Here is a 14,751-nt window from a genome sequence, read left to right as displayed (position 1 = left end):
CCTTGTTCTTTAATATTCTGTAGAGTCGATGAATTAATTGTCCCTATGGGTGAATGGGGCTTGCAACCATGATGCCAATCGCATGATCAACCCCTTCAACGTAACGCTGTAAATCGGGAGAAACTTTGACTCTTCCTGATGGTGATGCATGGATCAGTCCAAGCCCATTGCTAGTAGGATAAACAAAGCCTGTATGCGTAGTATCCAGCCCTTGAATATCAGTCGTCACAGCAATAATGTCACCCGCTTTGAGTAATGGATAGATAGAACGAATTTTGGAGCTAGGAATATATCGTAGTGGATGCGATCGCATCTCTAATGCGATCTGCTTTTCCATTGCTAAAATGCATTGACGGTTAGCTTCACTATTCTTTAGACGTGGATACTTTTGCCAGTTACTGCTCATAAAGTTCAGAGTCTTATTGAGGGGAATCCCTCCTAATTCAGCAGTGCGATCGCGCAAAATATTCCTTTTTTGATTGTCGCGTATCCATGCTGAGAAATAATGCAAACGACTGCAATAACCATCTAGTTTGCCATCTGTATAACGAACTGTTTGTACATTCTCCACAAAATTCTCGTAACTTGGGCTTTGGGAAAGTAAATTGCGTGAGAATGCTAAAACCGTTTCCACAAAAAGTACACAGTCGAATTCTGTAAGTGAGATAAATAGTTTTTCACTGTCACTTTGATCTAATAAACCTTCGCGATAGGTTGCACCTAGAAATTTGGCAGATACAGTTTGCAGAACTTTGTCTATGGTTAATTGGGATAACTGGCGATCTCCAAATGACTGCATCAATCGCTGATATTCTAACTTTTGGGTATCAATTGGGGTATCAATATTTGCATCGGATCGCTGGTGAGGTGCAGTGATCTGTTGCTTAGATATTAGTCGAGGTTGCTCTTGCTGATGCTGAATACAATTATTGGTAGGGAACCCGATAAATATGTTGCCTAGCAAGGAACACATAAAAAATAGATTGTCAATTTCTTGCATAAACCCTGCACTCAGTCCATAGGCTTAGCAGTATAGCAACATAAGTTTTGCTGAGAACATAAAACCCCAAAGATGAGTGGCGGCGCGAAGCGCCGCCACTCATCTTTGGGGTTTTATGTCGGAACCAGTTCCCCAGGTCGTAATTTCATCCATTTTCCGATCTCTTGGGCAAAACTCTCACAACCGACCACATCCCATTCCATTTGAATGTCTTCAGACTCAGTACGAATATTGACATTAATCGTTGGTGAGATTGCTTCAAAGTCTGGATGATCTGTCAAATGTGGTTGCAAATGTAGCGATTCAACAGAGTGATAGGTGGTGCAGCGATCGACATAGGTGCAATTGATGCAGATGCACATGGCAGTTATACCTAATTCATGGGGCTATCCTAACAAAAAAATCCAAAAGACAAGTGGCGGCGCGAAGCGCCGCCACTTGTCTTTTGGATTTTTTTGTTGTTTTCAGCGCCGTAGGCGCTGAAAACAACATATCGGTTTGCTATACAATACCTACTAGCAGTTATAAATCCTTAATAATTTGTTGCATTAAACACTATGGCACTGAAGAAAGGCACACTCGTTCGCGCTATTCGTGAAAAATTAGAAAATAGCCCTGAGGCAATGGCAAATGATACTCGCTGGTCTTCTTACCTATTTGAAACATGGGGAGAAGTATTGGAGTTTCGTGGTGATTATGTCCAAATTAAATTTGGTAAAGTGCCAACTCCTGTAATTTGGCTACACAAGGATCAACTAGAAGAACAAGCTGCTTAATCATTTACAGCACTTTGCGCTCAAACATACAGCGATTCGCGCTCAAACCCAAACCAAGAAAAATCTTGAAAGTGTTGCAAAGCAACACTTTCAAGATTTTTCTTGTGGTTCGTTTGATCGGTAATTGCTGTAAGAGATCGTTTTAGCGTAGAGATTTTTGAAAGCGTCGCTTCGCGACGCTTTCAAAAATCTCTATGGTTTTTAATTTAGCGTAAAGCACTTTAACAAACATGACAATTATTTTGACCAATGATGATGGCATTGATGCTGAAGGGATTTGGTCTTTGCAGCAAGCTACAGAACTAGCATTTGGAACTAAAGGGGCGATCGCTGCACCAATCCGTGAATATTCAGGATGCGGACATCAAGTCACTACCCATGCACCGATCGCAATTTCTCAACGTGACGAACATACCTATACTATTGATGGCTCTCCTGCGGACTGTGTAAGGGTGGCGATCTCACATTTGTATAGTGATGTGAAACTAGTAGACGGTCAAAGATAAATTGACGGGTAAGATAAAGGCATAGGAAAAGAGTAAGGAAAAATCTATGCCAGCAAAACGATACAAAGTGAAGTTAAGCGAAGAAGAAAGACAAAAGCTAGAACAAATCACCAAAAATGGCAAATCAGCAGCAGCCAAAATTAATCATGCTCATATTTTGCTAAAAGCCGATGAGAATCAAGAGGAAGGAGGATGGAAAGAGCAATCGATTAGTGACATTTTTAACATCAGCATCAGAACAATTGAACGAGTGAGGCAAAGATTTGTCGAAGAGGGATTATACAATGCACTCGTACCCCGTCCACGGCATACATTGAAACTGAAAAAACTAGACAGAGAAACAGAAGCACATTTGATAGCTATAGCTTGCAGTAGTCCACCAGAAGGTCGTAGTCGTTGGACATTAAGATTATTAGCTGACCAAATTGTCACTATGGGATATGTCGAGAGTATTTCCCATGAAAGTGTGAGACAGGTGCTAAAAAAAACGAACTTAAGCCTTGGTTAAATGCATCATGGGTGATACCTCCTGAAGCTAATGCTGAGTTTGTTTGCCAGATGGAAGAAATTCTCGATTTGTACACTCTGCCTTATGACCCTGATTACCCCTTAGTTTGTCTTGATGAAAGCTCTAAGCAATTAATTTCTGAAGTCAGACCACCTATACCCGCATCAACAGGACAAGTCGAACGCTATGACTATGAATATCAACGCGAAGGCGTTTGTAATTTGTTTATGATGTTTGAGCCTTTAGTTGGATGTCGGCATGTGGTCGTGACTGACCATCGTACCCAAATTGATTATGCTCACCAAATCAAATATTTGGTTGACCAACGTTATCCCCATGCCATCAAGATTCGGCTGACTCAAGACAATCTAAATACTCACGTTAAAGCATCTCTTTACAAGGCTTTTTTGCCTTCTGAAGCCAGAAGAATTCTGGACAAAATCGAATTTCACTACACGCCTAAACATGGTAGTTGGCTAAACATGGCTGAAATTGAGTTGAGTGTTTTAAATCGGCAATGTCTCGACCGTCGTATTCCTGATAAACAGCTTTTGATTCAGGAAATCTCAGCTTGGCAAAATTGCAGAAATTCTCTCTCTTGTAAAGTTAACTGGCAATTTACTACTGCTGATGCTCGAATTAAATTGCATCGCCTCTATCCGTCAATAATTACTTCACTGTCTACTAGCCTGAGTTTTGCAGTTAGCTAAATCAACAAATAATTGCTGAGCTTCTCGATCATCCGTCAAAGCAAAAACCTCTTTAAGTAATTCAATGCAGTCTGCATCGTCATAGATAGCAAAATCTGCCGCTAAGCCAAACTGACGTGCCTCAACTCTTAGCAACGAGGCACATAGACCATGAAAAGTCTTAATCGTTATATGACGGAACTGCTCTGGACAGTATTGAGATAGCCGACCGCTCATTTCCTTGGCGGCGCGATTCGTAAACGTCAGGCAAAGAATTTTTTGAGGAGAAGTACCTCTATTGATTGCACATAGAACTCGTTCTGCTAAAACACGAGTCTTGCCTGTACCAACAGGAGCCAACACTAAAATTGCGCCTTCAGTATGACTAGCGATCGCACCTTGTTCAGGATTTAGTTCATTACAGGACATTTATACTTCAGGTAGAGGCATTAGCTTTGATTACTTATAGCAGTTTTCATTTAACCTTGATACTCGTGCAATCACTATGAATTGCAAAGATTTATAGATAGTGCCTCTCATCTATGGAATTAAAAAATCTGATAGAAATGGCGAACTCAAACTAGGAGGGCTAGTCCACCGTTCCACATTAATAAAAATGGCTCTCCATGAGATCTTTTTTATTGTCGAAAAATAATCGCCTGATTGCCACCTTTTTGTAATTCGTAGGGGACTTGCAGAATTTCTGAGCTAATGCCTTCATTAGCTAATATGCTACAAACTTGATCGATGTAAGGAGATCGCGCTTGAGCCAAGTTCAATAATGGGAAAATCCGCACTTCTTCAGCGATGCGACATAGTTCGCGGATTGATTCTAAATGGAATTCAGAACTAAGATGTTCAGAATAGAGAAACAGAAAATGTGAACATAGGGCAAGCTGAAACTGCTTATCTTGAAAATCTAGTTTGGGTAGTTCGGCATTGAGATATCTACCTTCAATTTTGCCGCGATCATAATCTTTGAGAAATAACGAAATAGCCTTCTCACGATTTGCGCGTAAGTCATCAGGAGACTTGTGATAGCTCCATACCCAGTTATTTGGACTATTGCGAACCTGTTCGATAATGCCATCGATACAAGCATCAAAGCGACTTTTAATTTCTGCACCTGTAAATTGATAAATCGGATCGATCGATGTAACTTGATAACCTACGGCAGTCATTTCGGCATTAAAGCTTGCTGGTCCATCGCCTATGCCAATTATGGATTTAAGGCGATCGCTTTCTGTAAGATCGAACATTAAATCATACTCAGTTTTAGAGCGTCCAAATGGAACAACGCGATCTAAGATCATCATGATTACTGTCGAGATATAGTTTTACCTAATTTTATCTTGGTGCTTTCTTCCAACCATTAGAGATCGCCTCAGATTCTGTACAAAACCATCGCTCTCCCTTAGTTTCATCAATGTTGGTGATCGCGTAATCACGCATATTTGGCAGATGATACAAGCGATCATCTGTACTGATTGAAATATTGCCTTTGATAGTACAGTTTTGATTTGCCGTGGCTGCGATTGGAGAGTTTACGGGTATAGCTGGAGATGGGGAAGTCTGTTTAGAGGGCTTTACAAATTGACTACGCACAAAATTTGTTGCAGGCGAAATTAAGCTAATCCCTAAACCAATCAAAAACACAGTAGGTATTACCTTCTGCATCGCTTTACGCATATCGCGTTTGTTGATTGGTGTATTTCCGTCTATTTGCTTAACTTTCGATTGATTATTAGATATTTGATTAGAATTACGCGATCTTTGATTTGATACATTAGGTTGGCTGATAACACCTTGAATTGAAGCTTTAGATGCACGTATTTTTCCGCTTTCTTCAGTAACTTTTTCGTAAAAGATGGTATCTCCCACGATGGGGCGACGGCTTGCTCCTCTTAACACACTGATATGTAAGAAAACTTCTTTACTGCCATCATTAGGTTTAATAAATCCAAACCCTCGATCATCTTTCCAAGTTGTTAATTGCCCCTGATGTGGAAAAGATTGCATAAAATATCGTTAGTTTTGTCTTTTTCCTAGATTAACCTAAAATGACAGCTTAGATTTCCAACCAAGAAAAACATAAAAAATGCAGACGATACATTGTATCGTCTGCATTTTGTGGAAATTAATTTAAAGCAGTTGTGATTACAAAGCTGCTGCTAACTTCAAATCGCTGGTTTCTAGAATTTGTTGTAGCTCGTCAGCATCGACAGTTTCGCGCTCAATCAAATCATGGGCAATCTTATCGAGAACATGACGGTTATCAACGAGAAGTTGCTTAGCGCGGCGATAAGCATCAGCTACTAAAATTCCAACTTCTTCATCGATAGTTGCCGCTGTTTCTTCAGAGAAGTCACGCTCAGCAGCAATGTCACGACCAAGGAACATATTGCCATTGGAGCGTCCGAGGGCAACTGGACCAAGCTTCTCACTCATCCCGAAACGCATCACCATTTGACGAGCGATCGATGCAACTTGTTGAAGGTCACTGGATGCACCCGTAGTAACTTCTTCATCACCAAAAACAATTTCTTCGGCAATGCGACCACCAAGGGCAACTGCCATCTGGTTCTGCAAGTAAGCACGACTTTGCATTCTCTCTTCAGTAGGCAAGAACCATGTCAAACCACCAGCACGACCGCGAGGAATGATTGTTACCTTTTGGATTGCGTCATAGTCGGGCATCAATGCTCCAACCAGAGCATGACCTGCTTCATGGTAAGCAACTAATTCTTTGCGCTTTTCGCTCATCACGCGATCTTTTTTCTCAGGTCCAACCAAGACGCGATCGACGGCATCATTGATTTCGTCCATGGAGATTTCGGTCAAGTTACGACGTGCCGCGAGAATAGCAGCTTCGTTCAAGAGGTTAGACAGATCCGCACCTGTAAATCCGGGGGTACGACGGGCAATCTTTTCCAGATCAACATCCTTAGATAGAGTTTTGCCGCGTGCATGGACTCCGAGGATTTCAAGACGACCAGCAAAGTCGGGGCGATCAACAACAACTTGGCGATCGAAACGACCGGGACGTAGTAACGCTGCATCTAATACATCAGGGCGGTTAGTTGCCGCAACGATGATGATACCTGTATTACCTTCAAAGCCATCCATTTCGGTGAGCAATTGGTTCAAGGTTTGTTCACGCTCATCGTTACCACCACCGAGACCAGCGCCACGTTGACGACCGACGGCATCAATTTCATCGATGAAGACGATACAAGGGGCATTAGCCTTGGCTTGCTCGAATAGGTCACGTACACGGGATGCACCCACACCGACGAACATTTCGACAAATTCGGAGCCAGAAATACTGAAGAAAGGTACGCCAGCTTCACCCGCAACCGCACGGGCTAGAAGAGTTTTACCAGTTCCAGGAGGTCCAACGAGCAGTACGCCCTTAGGAATCTTTGCGCCAACTGCTGTGAAGCGATCAGGATTTTTGAGGAAGTCTACAACTTCAGTAAGTTCAAATTTGGCTTGTTCAATACCAGCAACATCGGTGAAAGTTACTTGGGTTTGAGGCTCCATCTGCACGCGAGCGCGGGACTTACCAAAGTTCATGGCTTGGTTGCCAGGTCCAGACTGAGCGCGGCGTAGTAGGAAAAACAAACCGACTAATAGCAAAATTGGCAAAATTAAGCTGCTCAAGGTTTGGACTAAAGCGCCATCAGTACGACGAGGAGCAACATCCAGTTCAATTTTATTTTCTTGAACAACTTTGCCAAACTCAGGGTCATTAGGTAGATTTACGCGAACTTTTTTCTTGCCTTCAGGTCCACCAGGAACTGTTACTTCAGCAAAAGTGCGATCAGGGCTAAGAGTGATTCTGGAGACACCAGCAGGTTTTTTTCTGATTTCTTCAAGTAGCTTGCTATAGCGCCATTCACCTTGGGTGGGCGGCTGACTATCGAGCAGGGTTGTTCCCAAGGTAATGACAACAATGCCTAGCAGTGCATATAAACCAAAATTTTTCCACTTTTTATTATTATTGTCGTTTTTATTATTGCTTTTCACTACTACTGCTCCATCAATAGAGGTGTTCCTAGACGATTTTGCCAAGAACGGATGATTTAATTAACTAATCTTAACGCAAGCGGTCTAGAATCTGTCCAAGTCACGCCAGAATCCATCTTTGGATCGATAGTAGTGCATCGCAATTTATCAAGGCGAGCTAAGCCCAACTCGTTAATATTGGGGTTTAATTGTTTTTTTAGACACTAAAAACCGATAATTTACCAATATGGCTAAATATATGGACTTCTGGCAAACTTATCGCGATCGCCTTGCTTCACAAATGGGGGTAGATGAGCAACGCAAAACTGAGGTGTATCTAGAAATTTCGCAAGCTGCGACTTTAAGAGATACAACCTATTGGTTACAAATCATTTTTGCAGCAGGAATCGCGACGTTAGGTTTGGTGCTAAATAGTCCTGCGGTAATTATTGGGGCAATGCTTATTTCCCCTTTGATGGGACCAATTCTTTCGCTTGGATTGGCTTTGGCGGCTGGGGATTTTATTTTGTTAGCAAGGACGATCGCCAATCTTACCTTGAGTTGTTCTGTGGCAATTAGTTTTGCCATATTGCTGATTTTTACATTGCCCTTTAAGGAAACAACTAGTGAAATCTTAGCTCGAACACAACCAAATACATTGGACTTGGGTGTGGCTCTGTTCTCGGGTGCAATCGGGGCGATCGCGATTTGCCGTCCTGTCAAAGGAGTAGTTACTTCCATCCCAGGGGTATCGATCGCTGTGGCTCTAATGCCTCCGTTATGTGTAGTCGGCTTTGGCATTGGTGTTTCTTTCAGTCTAAATTGGAATGAAGGTTTACAGATTGCTAAGGGTGGTGGTTTGTTATTCCTGACTAACTTAGTGGCAATTTCCTTTGCATCTTTATTAGTTTTTCTGATGCTGCACATTGACACAGAAACAGTGCGCGAAAGAGTAAAACTATGGGAATCTAGCGATCAAGAAAGTCTAGCTGTGCAAAATTTCTTGGGTCGTTATGTTTTCTTGAAAAGGTTACGCCCAATTGGAAGCCTACCAGGAAGACTGTTGGTAGCAGTATTAACGATCTTGGCTCTTTTAGTTCCCCTCAGCAGTGCCTTTGGTCGATTAGGCGAGGAGGTCACTCAGAAACAACAACAAAACACTCTGCGTCGTAATGCAACTAATATTTGGCAAGCTAGATTTAGTAATGATCCAGATGGTCAGTTGCGCTCTTCTATAGAGCGAATCTCGATTACAGAACAAAATCAGTTTGTGACTTTACGATTAAATGTATTTACCAGCAAACTTTATTCTGAGGCTGAGAAGGAACAGTATGTTCAAGAACTAGCTCAAAAACTAGGTAAAAATCCTCAACAAATTCAATTTATTTTGACTGAGATTCCCACTGCTTCTAATGAGATTTTGGCTAAGAAGGAAGAAGTTGCCTTGCCTGCGGTGGTTAAACCACCTAGTCTCAGTGAATTGCAGTTTAACCTCTTACAGGATCTTGGTGCGACGATCGCCGATTTATCTTTGCCACCAAATGCACAATTACTCGACTATGCCATAACTATTGGCAAATCCCAATCAATGTTATTGGCGATTACTTATTTGAGCGATCGCCCAATTAGTGCTGATGCCCAAGCCTTAGTAATTCAAGATGTGAAGACAAGGATCGGCATAGCCGAGGCAAAGATAAATTTAGAATATATCAATACCAATGGGGGAGAGATTATTTTTGAGGAGAACAAAACATCATTACCTAGCGACGCTAATGCAAAACTCGATCAGATTGGGAGTTTACTGCAACGTTATCCTAATCTCAAGTTATTGATGTCAGTCAGCTTGCGGAATCTAGAGAGTAATGCATTAAGAAAAGTACGGACTCAATCGATCGTCTCATATTTAGAATCTAAATGGCAAGTTCCCAATAATCGTTTAGATATTACTCAAAATCTCAATATTACAGGTTCCGAATCCCAAAATTTACAACAGGATGGGAAAGTGTTATTTCAGTTTGCGATCAATCCAAAAGAGGGATAATAAATCAGCTATGCTGCACTTCGCGCAACATAGCTGATTTATTATTTGAATTTACTATGCGTATTGTATTTTTTGGAACTCCCGATTTTGCTGTTCCGACCTTAGAAAAATTATTGTCCGAACCAGACTTTGAAGTGGTGGGCGTGGTATCACAACCCGATACAAGACGTGGGCGTGGTAGCCAAGTGAGTCCGTCCCCAGTCAAAGCCGCCGCGATCGCTCGAAATCCCAATCTAAAAATTTGGCAACCAGATCGCCTCAAAAAGGATAAAGCTGTACTCTCTGAAATTGAATCACTTGAAGCTGATGTCTTTGTTGTAGTAGCTTATGGTCAAATCCTTTCACAAAAAATCTTGAATATGCCAAAGCATGGCTGCATTAACGTACATGGTTCATTGCTGCCAAAATATCGGGGTGCAGCTCCGATCCAATGGGCGATTGCTAATGGTGAAAGCATCACAGGTATTACGACCATGCAAATGGATGCAGGCATTGATACAGGGGCAATGTTACTAAAAGCCGAATTAGAAATCTTGCCTGAAGACAACACTGACACCTTGAGTATAAAATTAGCCAACCTTGGTGCAGATTTATTAATTGATACTTTACGGCGCGTAGAGACGATTACACCTGAGCCTCAAGATGATGCTTTATCCTGCTATTCGCCAATGATTGGGCGCGAAGATTGGCAACTAGACTGGAATCTGGAGGCGATCACCTTGCATAATCGGATTCGTGCTTTCTATCCCAACTGCTACACGGATTTTCGTGAACAAAGATTGAAAATTACAAAGACAGAAGTTATTTGTGAAGATGAGAATCTTAATCTTGTGGGAACAGTGGCAGAGATTCGCAAAGGCAAAGGATTTGTGGTACAGACTGGCAAAGGGCTATTGCTAGTTAAAGAAGTTCAGCCTGCGGGTAAAAAATTACAATCAGGTTGGGATTTCGTTAATGGTATGAGAATAGAGATCGGCGAATCTTTGTCATAAAAAAGCCAAGAACTCAAGTTCTTGGCTAAAGGCTCAAGTCTGCTGAAGCAGACTAAAGAATTATTCTAATTAACCCGCTTTCAAGGGTTTGAGCTTTTAGCCCGTACTTGAGTGCAGGGCTACTTTTGCTTATGGTTTTTTAACTGGAGCATTACTAGGAGCTTGGGCTGGATCAGTAAAAGGAGCCTTTTGTGCAGGAAGAGAAGCGAGTCGTTTTACTTCATCTTTAAATTCAGCAGGAGCAAGCTCTAACCCTTTATCAAAAAGTTTCTTAGCTTCGTCTTCCTTACCTTGAACTTGTCTTAATTGAGCCTTACCAACGTAGGGACGAAAATCTTTGGCATTTTCCTTAATCATTTGATCGTATGTGGCGATCGAGTCATCAATACGGTTTTGTTGACGATAGACTTCTCCCAAAATCCAACGTACTGAACCAGTATCCACTGTATTTGCTTGGACTTTGTTAGCAGTTTCCGCAGTCTTGAGAGTATCTTGGAGAATCCCGATCGCCGCTTCAGGACGCTTATCGTTTAGCTCAATACTGACTAGACTTTGGATTGCAGGGATATATCCTGGTTTAGTAGTTAAAATCTTGCGGTACTCTGCTGATGCATTTTTAGGATCTTTGAGTTCGATGTAAGTACGTGCCAAGGTCATCCGATATTCGGGCTGATCTGGAAAAGCATCAGCAAGGGTTTGCAAAGGTTCAATGGTTTCTTTAACTTTGCCAAGTTGATTTCTAAGATTTACAAGCCCAATTAGCGCAGTTTGATTTTTAGGATCGCTTTTTAGTACAGCCTCAAACCCCTCGATCTGAATTTTTATCCGCTCTTGCTCTGATGTGTTTTGGTTGGGGTTATTAGCTGCTTGCTGGGCAGGTGGGGCAAATAAGCCGCCAATCAGTGGGGCGATCGATACACCCAAAAACGAGAGCGTAACTACAATTAAGACCCCATTAATAATCCATTGCCTTGCTGTACGTTGTGTCACGATATTTACCCTAAAATCAAATACATCATAGTCTACCCCAACTGTAACTATAGCAATCCTAAATAGGTTGTGAGAGTGCGTGCGCGCACTCAAAACCTTCCAAATTTTACAACTGTCTTGTTAAGGTATAAAACCAAAGAAATGATGGGCGGCGAGGATTACTACACCTCATTTCTTTGGTTTTGAATTGTACTAAATAAATTTGACTACGGATATAAAAACATGTCACAAGATGGAATTAGCTTGCTCTCTTTGGAGATAAGTCTAACAACTTCAGAACTGTAGTTGTTTAATAATTGTCCGCCTCCATAAGCATTTATTGAATGAAAGTTATTTACTCGCTGCTGTTTGATTAAATCCAAGGTGTCGGAATCGAACCGACATATCAACGATTATGAGTCGTTTGCTTTACCAGTCAGCCAACCTTGGGAATATTGTGATTATAGACGTAAGTATTATATGCTATCAAACAAGCTACCTTGCAGGTTGCCTAATAGCAATTATTAGCTAAACAAGTTTGTGATGGCAACACCCCAACCCCAAAAGCGTCTCCGCAAGAAAAAAAAGCCACCTAAAAAATTTAGACTAAGTTATAGTCTGGTGCTGCTATTCGCCATGATTGTAGTCGGTTCTGTAGCTGGGCTAGTAGCTTATAGCTTTGGTAAACAAGCACTTGAAGGAGTTAACCCTTCACCTGCGGGGATAAAATTACCTAAGGCGAGTCCAGCCTCTAAGCCTAAAGAGTCACCGAAAGCTTCTCCTCAAAGTCAAACTGACGGTAAAACTTCTTTTTTCTTAGATGAAGCTGAAGTCATAGCCGAAATGCAAGCCCGATCGCAGCAAGAGCTAGGGGGGCTGACAAGACCAGCTTTTGTAGCTAAGGCTAACATTAGCGATCGCAAAAGGATATACAACAGAGTTGACCGAGCCTACAATTCCATGCGAGATCCTCTAGCGGTTTCTGAGAATGCTGATGCACGGATCGCAGCAAGAATTGCCGCTTTACGTCAGAGGGTTTATACCAGCAGTCGCAGCACCTATGACAATTTTGATCGCCCTATTGCGAATAATGCTAACAGTCCATCTCTATCTTTATTGTCTACGCCAGTAGAGCTAACACCTATCCGCGATCGCTGGGAAGATCGAGACGCAGCTTTAGTAAGCAACCCTAGACGAGTTACTGTCGAGATTATTGAGGTTTTGCCACAACCATCAGGCAGTTTGTTTATTCCCAATCAACTAACTCCTAGCACCGTAGATCTCAATCGACGCTGACATGAGCTTGTAAAGCTTCTAGAACAAATAAAGGTGGCGCTTTGCGCCGCCTTTATTTGTTCAGAAATATCTTGCAAACAAGCCATTTCTTTTAAATAAATCTTGCTTGACGGTTAGAGCGAAATGAAAATCTCTGGGGAGAAAGATTGTTAGTAGAGATAGCCTGTCTGGCGAGTTCAGCACGTTCACGGGATTTAGTCATGGCACTTGTGCCGCCAAAAGTTTCGCGCAGGGTTAAATAATTTTGAATAACTAGAGCTTCATTATCGATAGAGCTTTGAGCAACCTGAGCAGGAGTTAAACCAGATCTCGTGATCGCGTCAGCAACACATGGAATCACATGGCTAGGACGATTGACATGGTGATCAAGCAGTAAAGAGACCGCAAATTCTGAGCTTAGCAGTTGAGAAAGGGCAAATCCTTGCAAAGTTTGGGTGGGCGTAAAATAAAAGCGATCTAGTCGAGAAATCCCATGTAACACCTGTACCGACTGCACTAGCGCATCCATACCTGCGATCGCAAACCGTAACGCCCAAAGAGGTTGTCGCATCAGGTTTTTATCGGCGGCATTAACTAGACGATTGCCATTGAGGGACATCCAGCCCGTGATGCCATCTAGAGAAGTAACATCCAAGCCAAATTGTCCAAAATAATATTGAAACTCTGACGGATAACGCCTTTTTAAATTATTGAGTAATGCAGGTAATTCACCCTGTTGTCCTGCACTTCCTAATGTCCATTGAAATATACCAAAACTGAGATATTGACTATCCCAAGTATTAATCGCATCAAGGCTACCTTCATTTGCCGAAGTTACCAACATTACCTTGATTTCCGAAGAACTCATCTGCACCTGTTGGAGTAAGCTTGAGCCATAGGCTATAAAATCACGCAGTTTAAAAATTCCTAGGCGATATAGCCCCAGATCTCTAGTTTTGGCAAAGGGTTCTTGTTGTCCTGTATTTAACAACTTGGCGATCACATCACTGCCAACGGTGGTAAAAGAAATTGCAGTTTTATTGGGAGGATAAACTCCCTGCAATGTGTTCCTGACCATAGCGACTTCAGGATTTTGGGCGATCGGTGGTCTTGCAGCAACAGGAATTAGCAGTCTTTGACCAATTTGCAGACTTGCGGGATTAGTAATGTTATTAAGTCGGGCAATCTCGCGCCAATCACCATTAGCACCCAAAAAGCGTCTCGTGATCGCTGATAGCGTATCTCCAGCTCTAACAATATATTCCTGCATAGCTGTCTCACAAATCGAACGTTTCAAACTCTACAGGTTTAAACAGCATATTCCGATCAATTGCTGAAAAAACTTTATTATTTGCCTTATCAGAAGTGACGCAATCACAAACTAACTTGGCAACGTCAGCACGATGGATAATCCCCGCAACCGTAGGATCTTCTGTAAGTACAGCGTTTCCTGTGGCAACTTCGGACTTCAATCCGCCTGGGCGAATAATTGTGTAGGTTAAGCCACTAGCAACTAGATATTGCTCAGCTTTTTCTTTTTCCTTGAGGATTGCACCCAATGTTTGCAATACCTGCGGGGCGATCGCCACCACACTATTACCACTACCAATCGAGGAAACCAGAACAAATTTCTGGACTCCCGCCTTGACCGCAGCATCAATCAGATTTTTATTGCCTTCGCAGTCAGCACGTTCACCGCGATCGCTTGGCAAACCACCCATGGTCGTAATCACTACATCAATTGCACGACCATGTAAAGCCACTTCGAGATTAGCAGGGTTTAAGGCATCACCAAATACGGTCTTTGCGCCCAGTGCCTCTAGTTCAACTGCGTAAGTAGGATTGCGTAGCAATACTAATAAATTTACTGATGGCGGCTCATTTTCTAGTAGCAGCTTGGCAATTTCGCGCCCAACTCCACGACTAGAACCAGCTAGAAAAATATTTTGCATAGGTTATTTCATCTATTTCATCAAAAAACTTTGCT

At 42.1% G+C, this 14,751-nt stretch carries 15 protein-coding genes and 1 tRNA gene; 6 read left to right on the top strand and 10 right to left on the bottom strand.

Annotation, left to right across the window (positions count from 1 at the left end; translation table 11 throughout):
- Positions 1–43 precede the first annotated feature (43 nt).
- Both ABM313_RS10225 and ABM313_RS10220 read right to left on the bottom strand, forming a co-directional pair.
- Positions 44–1,000: an N-acetylmuramoyl-L-alanine amidase-like domain-containing protein gene (locus ABM313_RS10225; RefSeq protein ID WP_434687729.1), complete on the bottom strand. Its 957-nt coding sequence runs from the start codon at positions 998–1,000 to the stop codon at positions 44–46.
- Between the two features lie 113 nt (positions 1,001–1,113).
- Positions 1,114–1,362, bottom strand: a complete 249-nt coding sequence (locus tag ABM313_RS10220; protein WP_434687728.1) for a Ycf34 family protein — start codon at positions 1,360–1,362, stop codon at positions 1,114–1,116.
- A 195-nt stretch (positions 1,363–1,557) separates the two neighbouring features.
- Between ABM313_RS10220 and ndhO the strand changes: the two genes are divergently transcribed.
- The 3 genes from ndhO (at position 1,558) to ABM313_RS10205 (ending at position 3,500) form a co-directional block, all read left to right on the top strand.
- Positions 1,558–1,776, top strand: a complete 219-nt coding sequence (ndhO, locus tag ABM313_RS10215) for an NAD(P)H-quinone oxidoreductase subunit O (RefSeq protein ID WP_281007872.1) — start codon at positions 1,558–1,560, stop codon at positions 1,774–1,776.
- A 230-nt stretch (positions 1,777–2,006) separates the two neighbouring features.
- Complete coding sequence (locus ABM313_RS10210; RefSeq protein ID WP_434687727.1) at positions 2,007–2,282, top strand: 5'/3'-nucleotidase SurE; 276 nt, start codon at positions 2,007–2,009, stop codon at positions 2,280–2,282.
- A 46-nt stretch (positions 2,283–2,328) separates the two neighbouring features.
- A protein-coding gene (locus ABM313_RS10205) for an IS630 family transposase (protein ID WP_434687726.1) occupies positions 2,329–3,500 on the top strand; the annotation gives its coding sequence in 2 pieces (ribosomal slippage) (positions 2,329–2,770 and positions 2,770–3,500; 1,173 coding nt in all).
- Here ABM313_RS10205 and ABM313_RS10200 read toward each other — a convergent pair.
- From ABM313_RS10200 to ftsH, 4 genes are all read right to left on the bottom strand, one after another.
- Positions 3,465–3,908, bottom strand: coding sequence for a UvrD-helicase domain-containing protein (locus ABM313_RS10200; RefSeq protein WP_434687725.1), 444 nt, complete (start codon positions 3,906–3,908; stop codon positions 3,465–3,467). The genes ABM313_RS10205 and ABM313_RS10200 overlap by 36 nt on opposite strands.
- A gap of 209 nt (positions 3,909–4,117) precedes the next feature.
- On the bottom strand, positions 4,118–4,795 hold the full coding sequence (locus ABM313_RS10195; RefSeq protein ID WP_434687724.1) for an SAM-dependent methyltransferase: 678 nt from the start codon (positions 4,793–4,795) through the stop codon (positions 4,118–4,120).
- A 31-nt stretch (positions 4,796–4,826) separates the two neighbouring features.
- A complete protein-coding gene (locus tag ABM313_RS10190) occupies positions 4,827–5,498 on the bottom strand; it encodes a cold shock domain-containing protein (RefSeq protein WP_434687723.1) in 672 nt (223 codons plus the stop codon).
- A 138-nt stretch (positions 5,499–5,636) separates the two neighbouring features.
- Positions 5,637–7,508, bottom strand: a complete 1,872-nt coding sequence (gene ftsH / locus ABM313_RS10185; RefSeq protein ID WP_434687722.1) for an ATP-dependent zinc metalloprotease FtsH — start codon at positions 7,506–7,508, stop codon at positions 5,637–5,639.
- A gap of 226 nt (positions 7,509–7,734) precedes the next feature.
- On the opposite strand from ftsH, the gene ABM313_RS10180 reads away from it, so the two are divergent.
- Both ABM313_RS10180 and fmt read left to right on the top strand, forming a co-directional pair.
- Positions 7,735–9,528, top strand: a complete 1,794-nt coding sequence (locus tag ABM313_RS10180; protein WP_434687721.1) for a DUF389 domain-containing protein — start codon at positions 7,735–7,737, stop codon at positions 9,526–9,528.
- Positions 9,529–9,584: 56 nt separating this feature from the next.
- The gene (fmt, locus tag ABM313_RS10175) at positions 9,585–10,520 is read left to right on the top strand and encodes a methionyl-tRNA formyltransferase (protein ID WP_434687720.1); all 936 of its coding nucleotides are present in this window, start codon (positions 9,585–9,587) and stop codon (positions 10,518–10,520) included.
- A gap of 129 nt (positions 10,521–10,649) precedes the next feature.
- Here fmt and ABM313_RS10170 read toward each other — a convergent pair whose 3' ends face one another.
- Both ABM313_RS10170 and ABM313_RS10165 read right to left on the bottom strand, forming a co-directional pair.
- Positions 10,650–11,510 carry a tetratricopeptide repeat protein gene (locus ABM313_RS10170; protein ID WP_434687719.1) on the bottom strand — a complete coding sequence of 287 codons (861 nt, stop codon included), beginning with the start codon at positions 11,508–11,510 and terminating at the stop codon, positions 10,650–10,652.
- Positions 11,511–11,867: 357 nt separating this feature from the next.
- Positions 11,868–11,939, bottom strand: a tRNA-Ile gene (locus ABM313_RS10165).
- Positions 11,940–12,029: 90 nt separating this feature from the next.
- Between ABM313_RS10165 and ABM313_RS10160 the strand changes: the two genes are divergently transcribed.
- Positions 12,030–12,785, top strand: coding sequence for a hypothetical protein (locus ABM313_RS10160; RefSeq protein ID WP_434687718.1), 756 nt, complete (start codon positions 12,030–12,032; stop codon positions 12,783–12,785).
- A gap of 91 nt (positions 12,786–12,876) precedes the next feature.
- Here the strand turns inward: ABM313_RS10160 and ABM313_RS10155 are convergent, their stop codons facing one another.
- Both ABM313_RS10155 and ABM313_RS10150 read right to left on the bottom strand, forming a co-directional pair.
- The gene (locus tag ABM313_RS10155) at positions 12,877–14,061 is read right to left on the bottom strand and encodes a LysM peptidoglycan-binding domain-containing protein (RefSeq protein ID WP_434687717.1); all 1,185 of its coding nucleotides are present in this window, start codon (positions 14,059–14,061) and stop codon (positions 12,877–12,879) included.
- Entirely contained in the window at positions 14,042–14,716 is a 675-nt protein-coding gene (locus tag ABM313_RS10150) for an SDR family oxidoreductase (protein ID WP_434687716.1), read from the bottom strand. The genes ABM313_RS10155 and ABM313_RS10150 overlap by 20 nt, the downstream gene beginning before the upstream one ends.
- Positions 14,717–14,751: the final 35 nt, after the last annotated feature.

The sequence above is a fragment of the Pseudanabaena minima str. Chao 2107 genome (assembly GCF_051131155.1).
GTDB lineage: Bacteria > Cyanobacteriota > Cyanobacteriia > Pseudanabaenales > Pseudanabaenaceae > Pseudanabaena > Pseudanabaena minima.
The sequence above is the reverse complement of the archived record's forward strand: the minus strand, read 5'-3'. Positions and strand labels throughout refer to the sequence as shown.

Excerpts from the sequence above, each read along its gene's own strand:
- ABM313_RS10225 (WP_434687729.1), bottom strand. The coding sequence starts at position 1,000 with ATGCAAGAAATTGACAATCTATTTTTTATGTGTTCCTTGCTAGGCAAC.
- ABM313_RS10220 (WP_434687728.1), bottom strand. The coding sequence starts at position 1,362 with ATGTGCATCTGCATCAATTGCACCTATGTCGATCGCTGCACCACCTAT.
- ndhO (WP_281007872.1), top strand. The coding sequence starts at position 1,558 with ATGGCACTGAAGAAAGGCACACTCGTTCGCGCTATTCGTGAAAAATTA.
- ABM313_RS10210 (WP_434687727.1), top strand. The coding sequence starts at position 2,007 with ATGACAATTATTTTGACCAATGATGATGGCATTGATGCTGAAGGGATT.
- ABM313_RS10200 (WP_434687725.1), bottom strand. The coding sequence starts at position 3,908 with ATGTCCTGTAATGAACTAAATCCTGAACAAGGTGCGATCGCTAGTCAT.
- ABM313_RS10195 (WP_434687724.1), bottom strand. The coding sequence starts at position 4,795 with ATGATGATCTTAGATCGCGTTGTTCCATTTGGACGCTCTAAAACTGAG.
- ABM313_RS10190 (WP_434687723.1), bottom strand. The coding sequence starts at position 5,498 with ATGCAATCTTTTCCACATCAGGGGCAATTAACAACTTGGAAAGATGAT.
- ABM313_RS10180 (WP_434687721.1), top strand. The coding sequence starts at position 7,735 with ATGGCTAAATATATGGACTTCTGGCAAACTTATCGCGATCGCCTTGCT.
- fmt (WP_434687720.1), top strand. The coding sequence starts at position 9,585 with ATGCGTATTGTATTTTTTGGAACTCCCGATTTTGCTGTTCCGACCTTA.
- ABM313_RS10150 (WP_434687716.1), bottom strand. The coding sequence starts at position 14,716 with ATGCAAAATATTTTTCTAGCTGGTTCTAGTCGTGGAGTTGGGCGCGAA.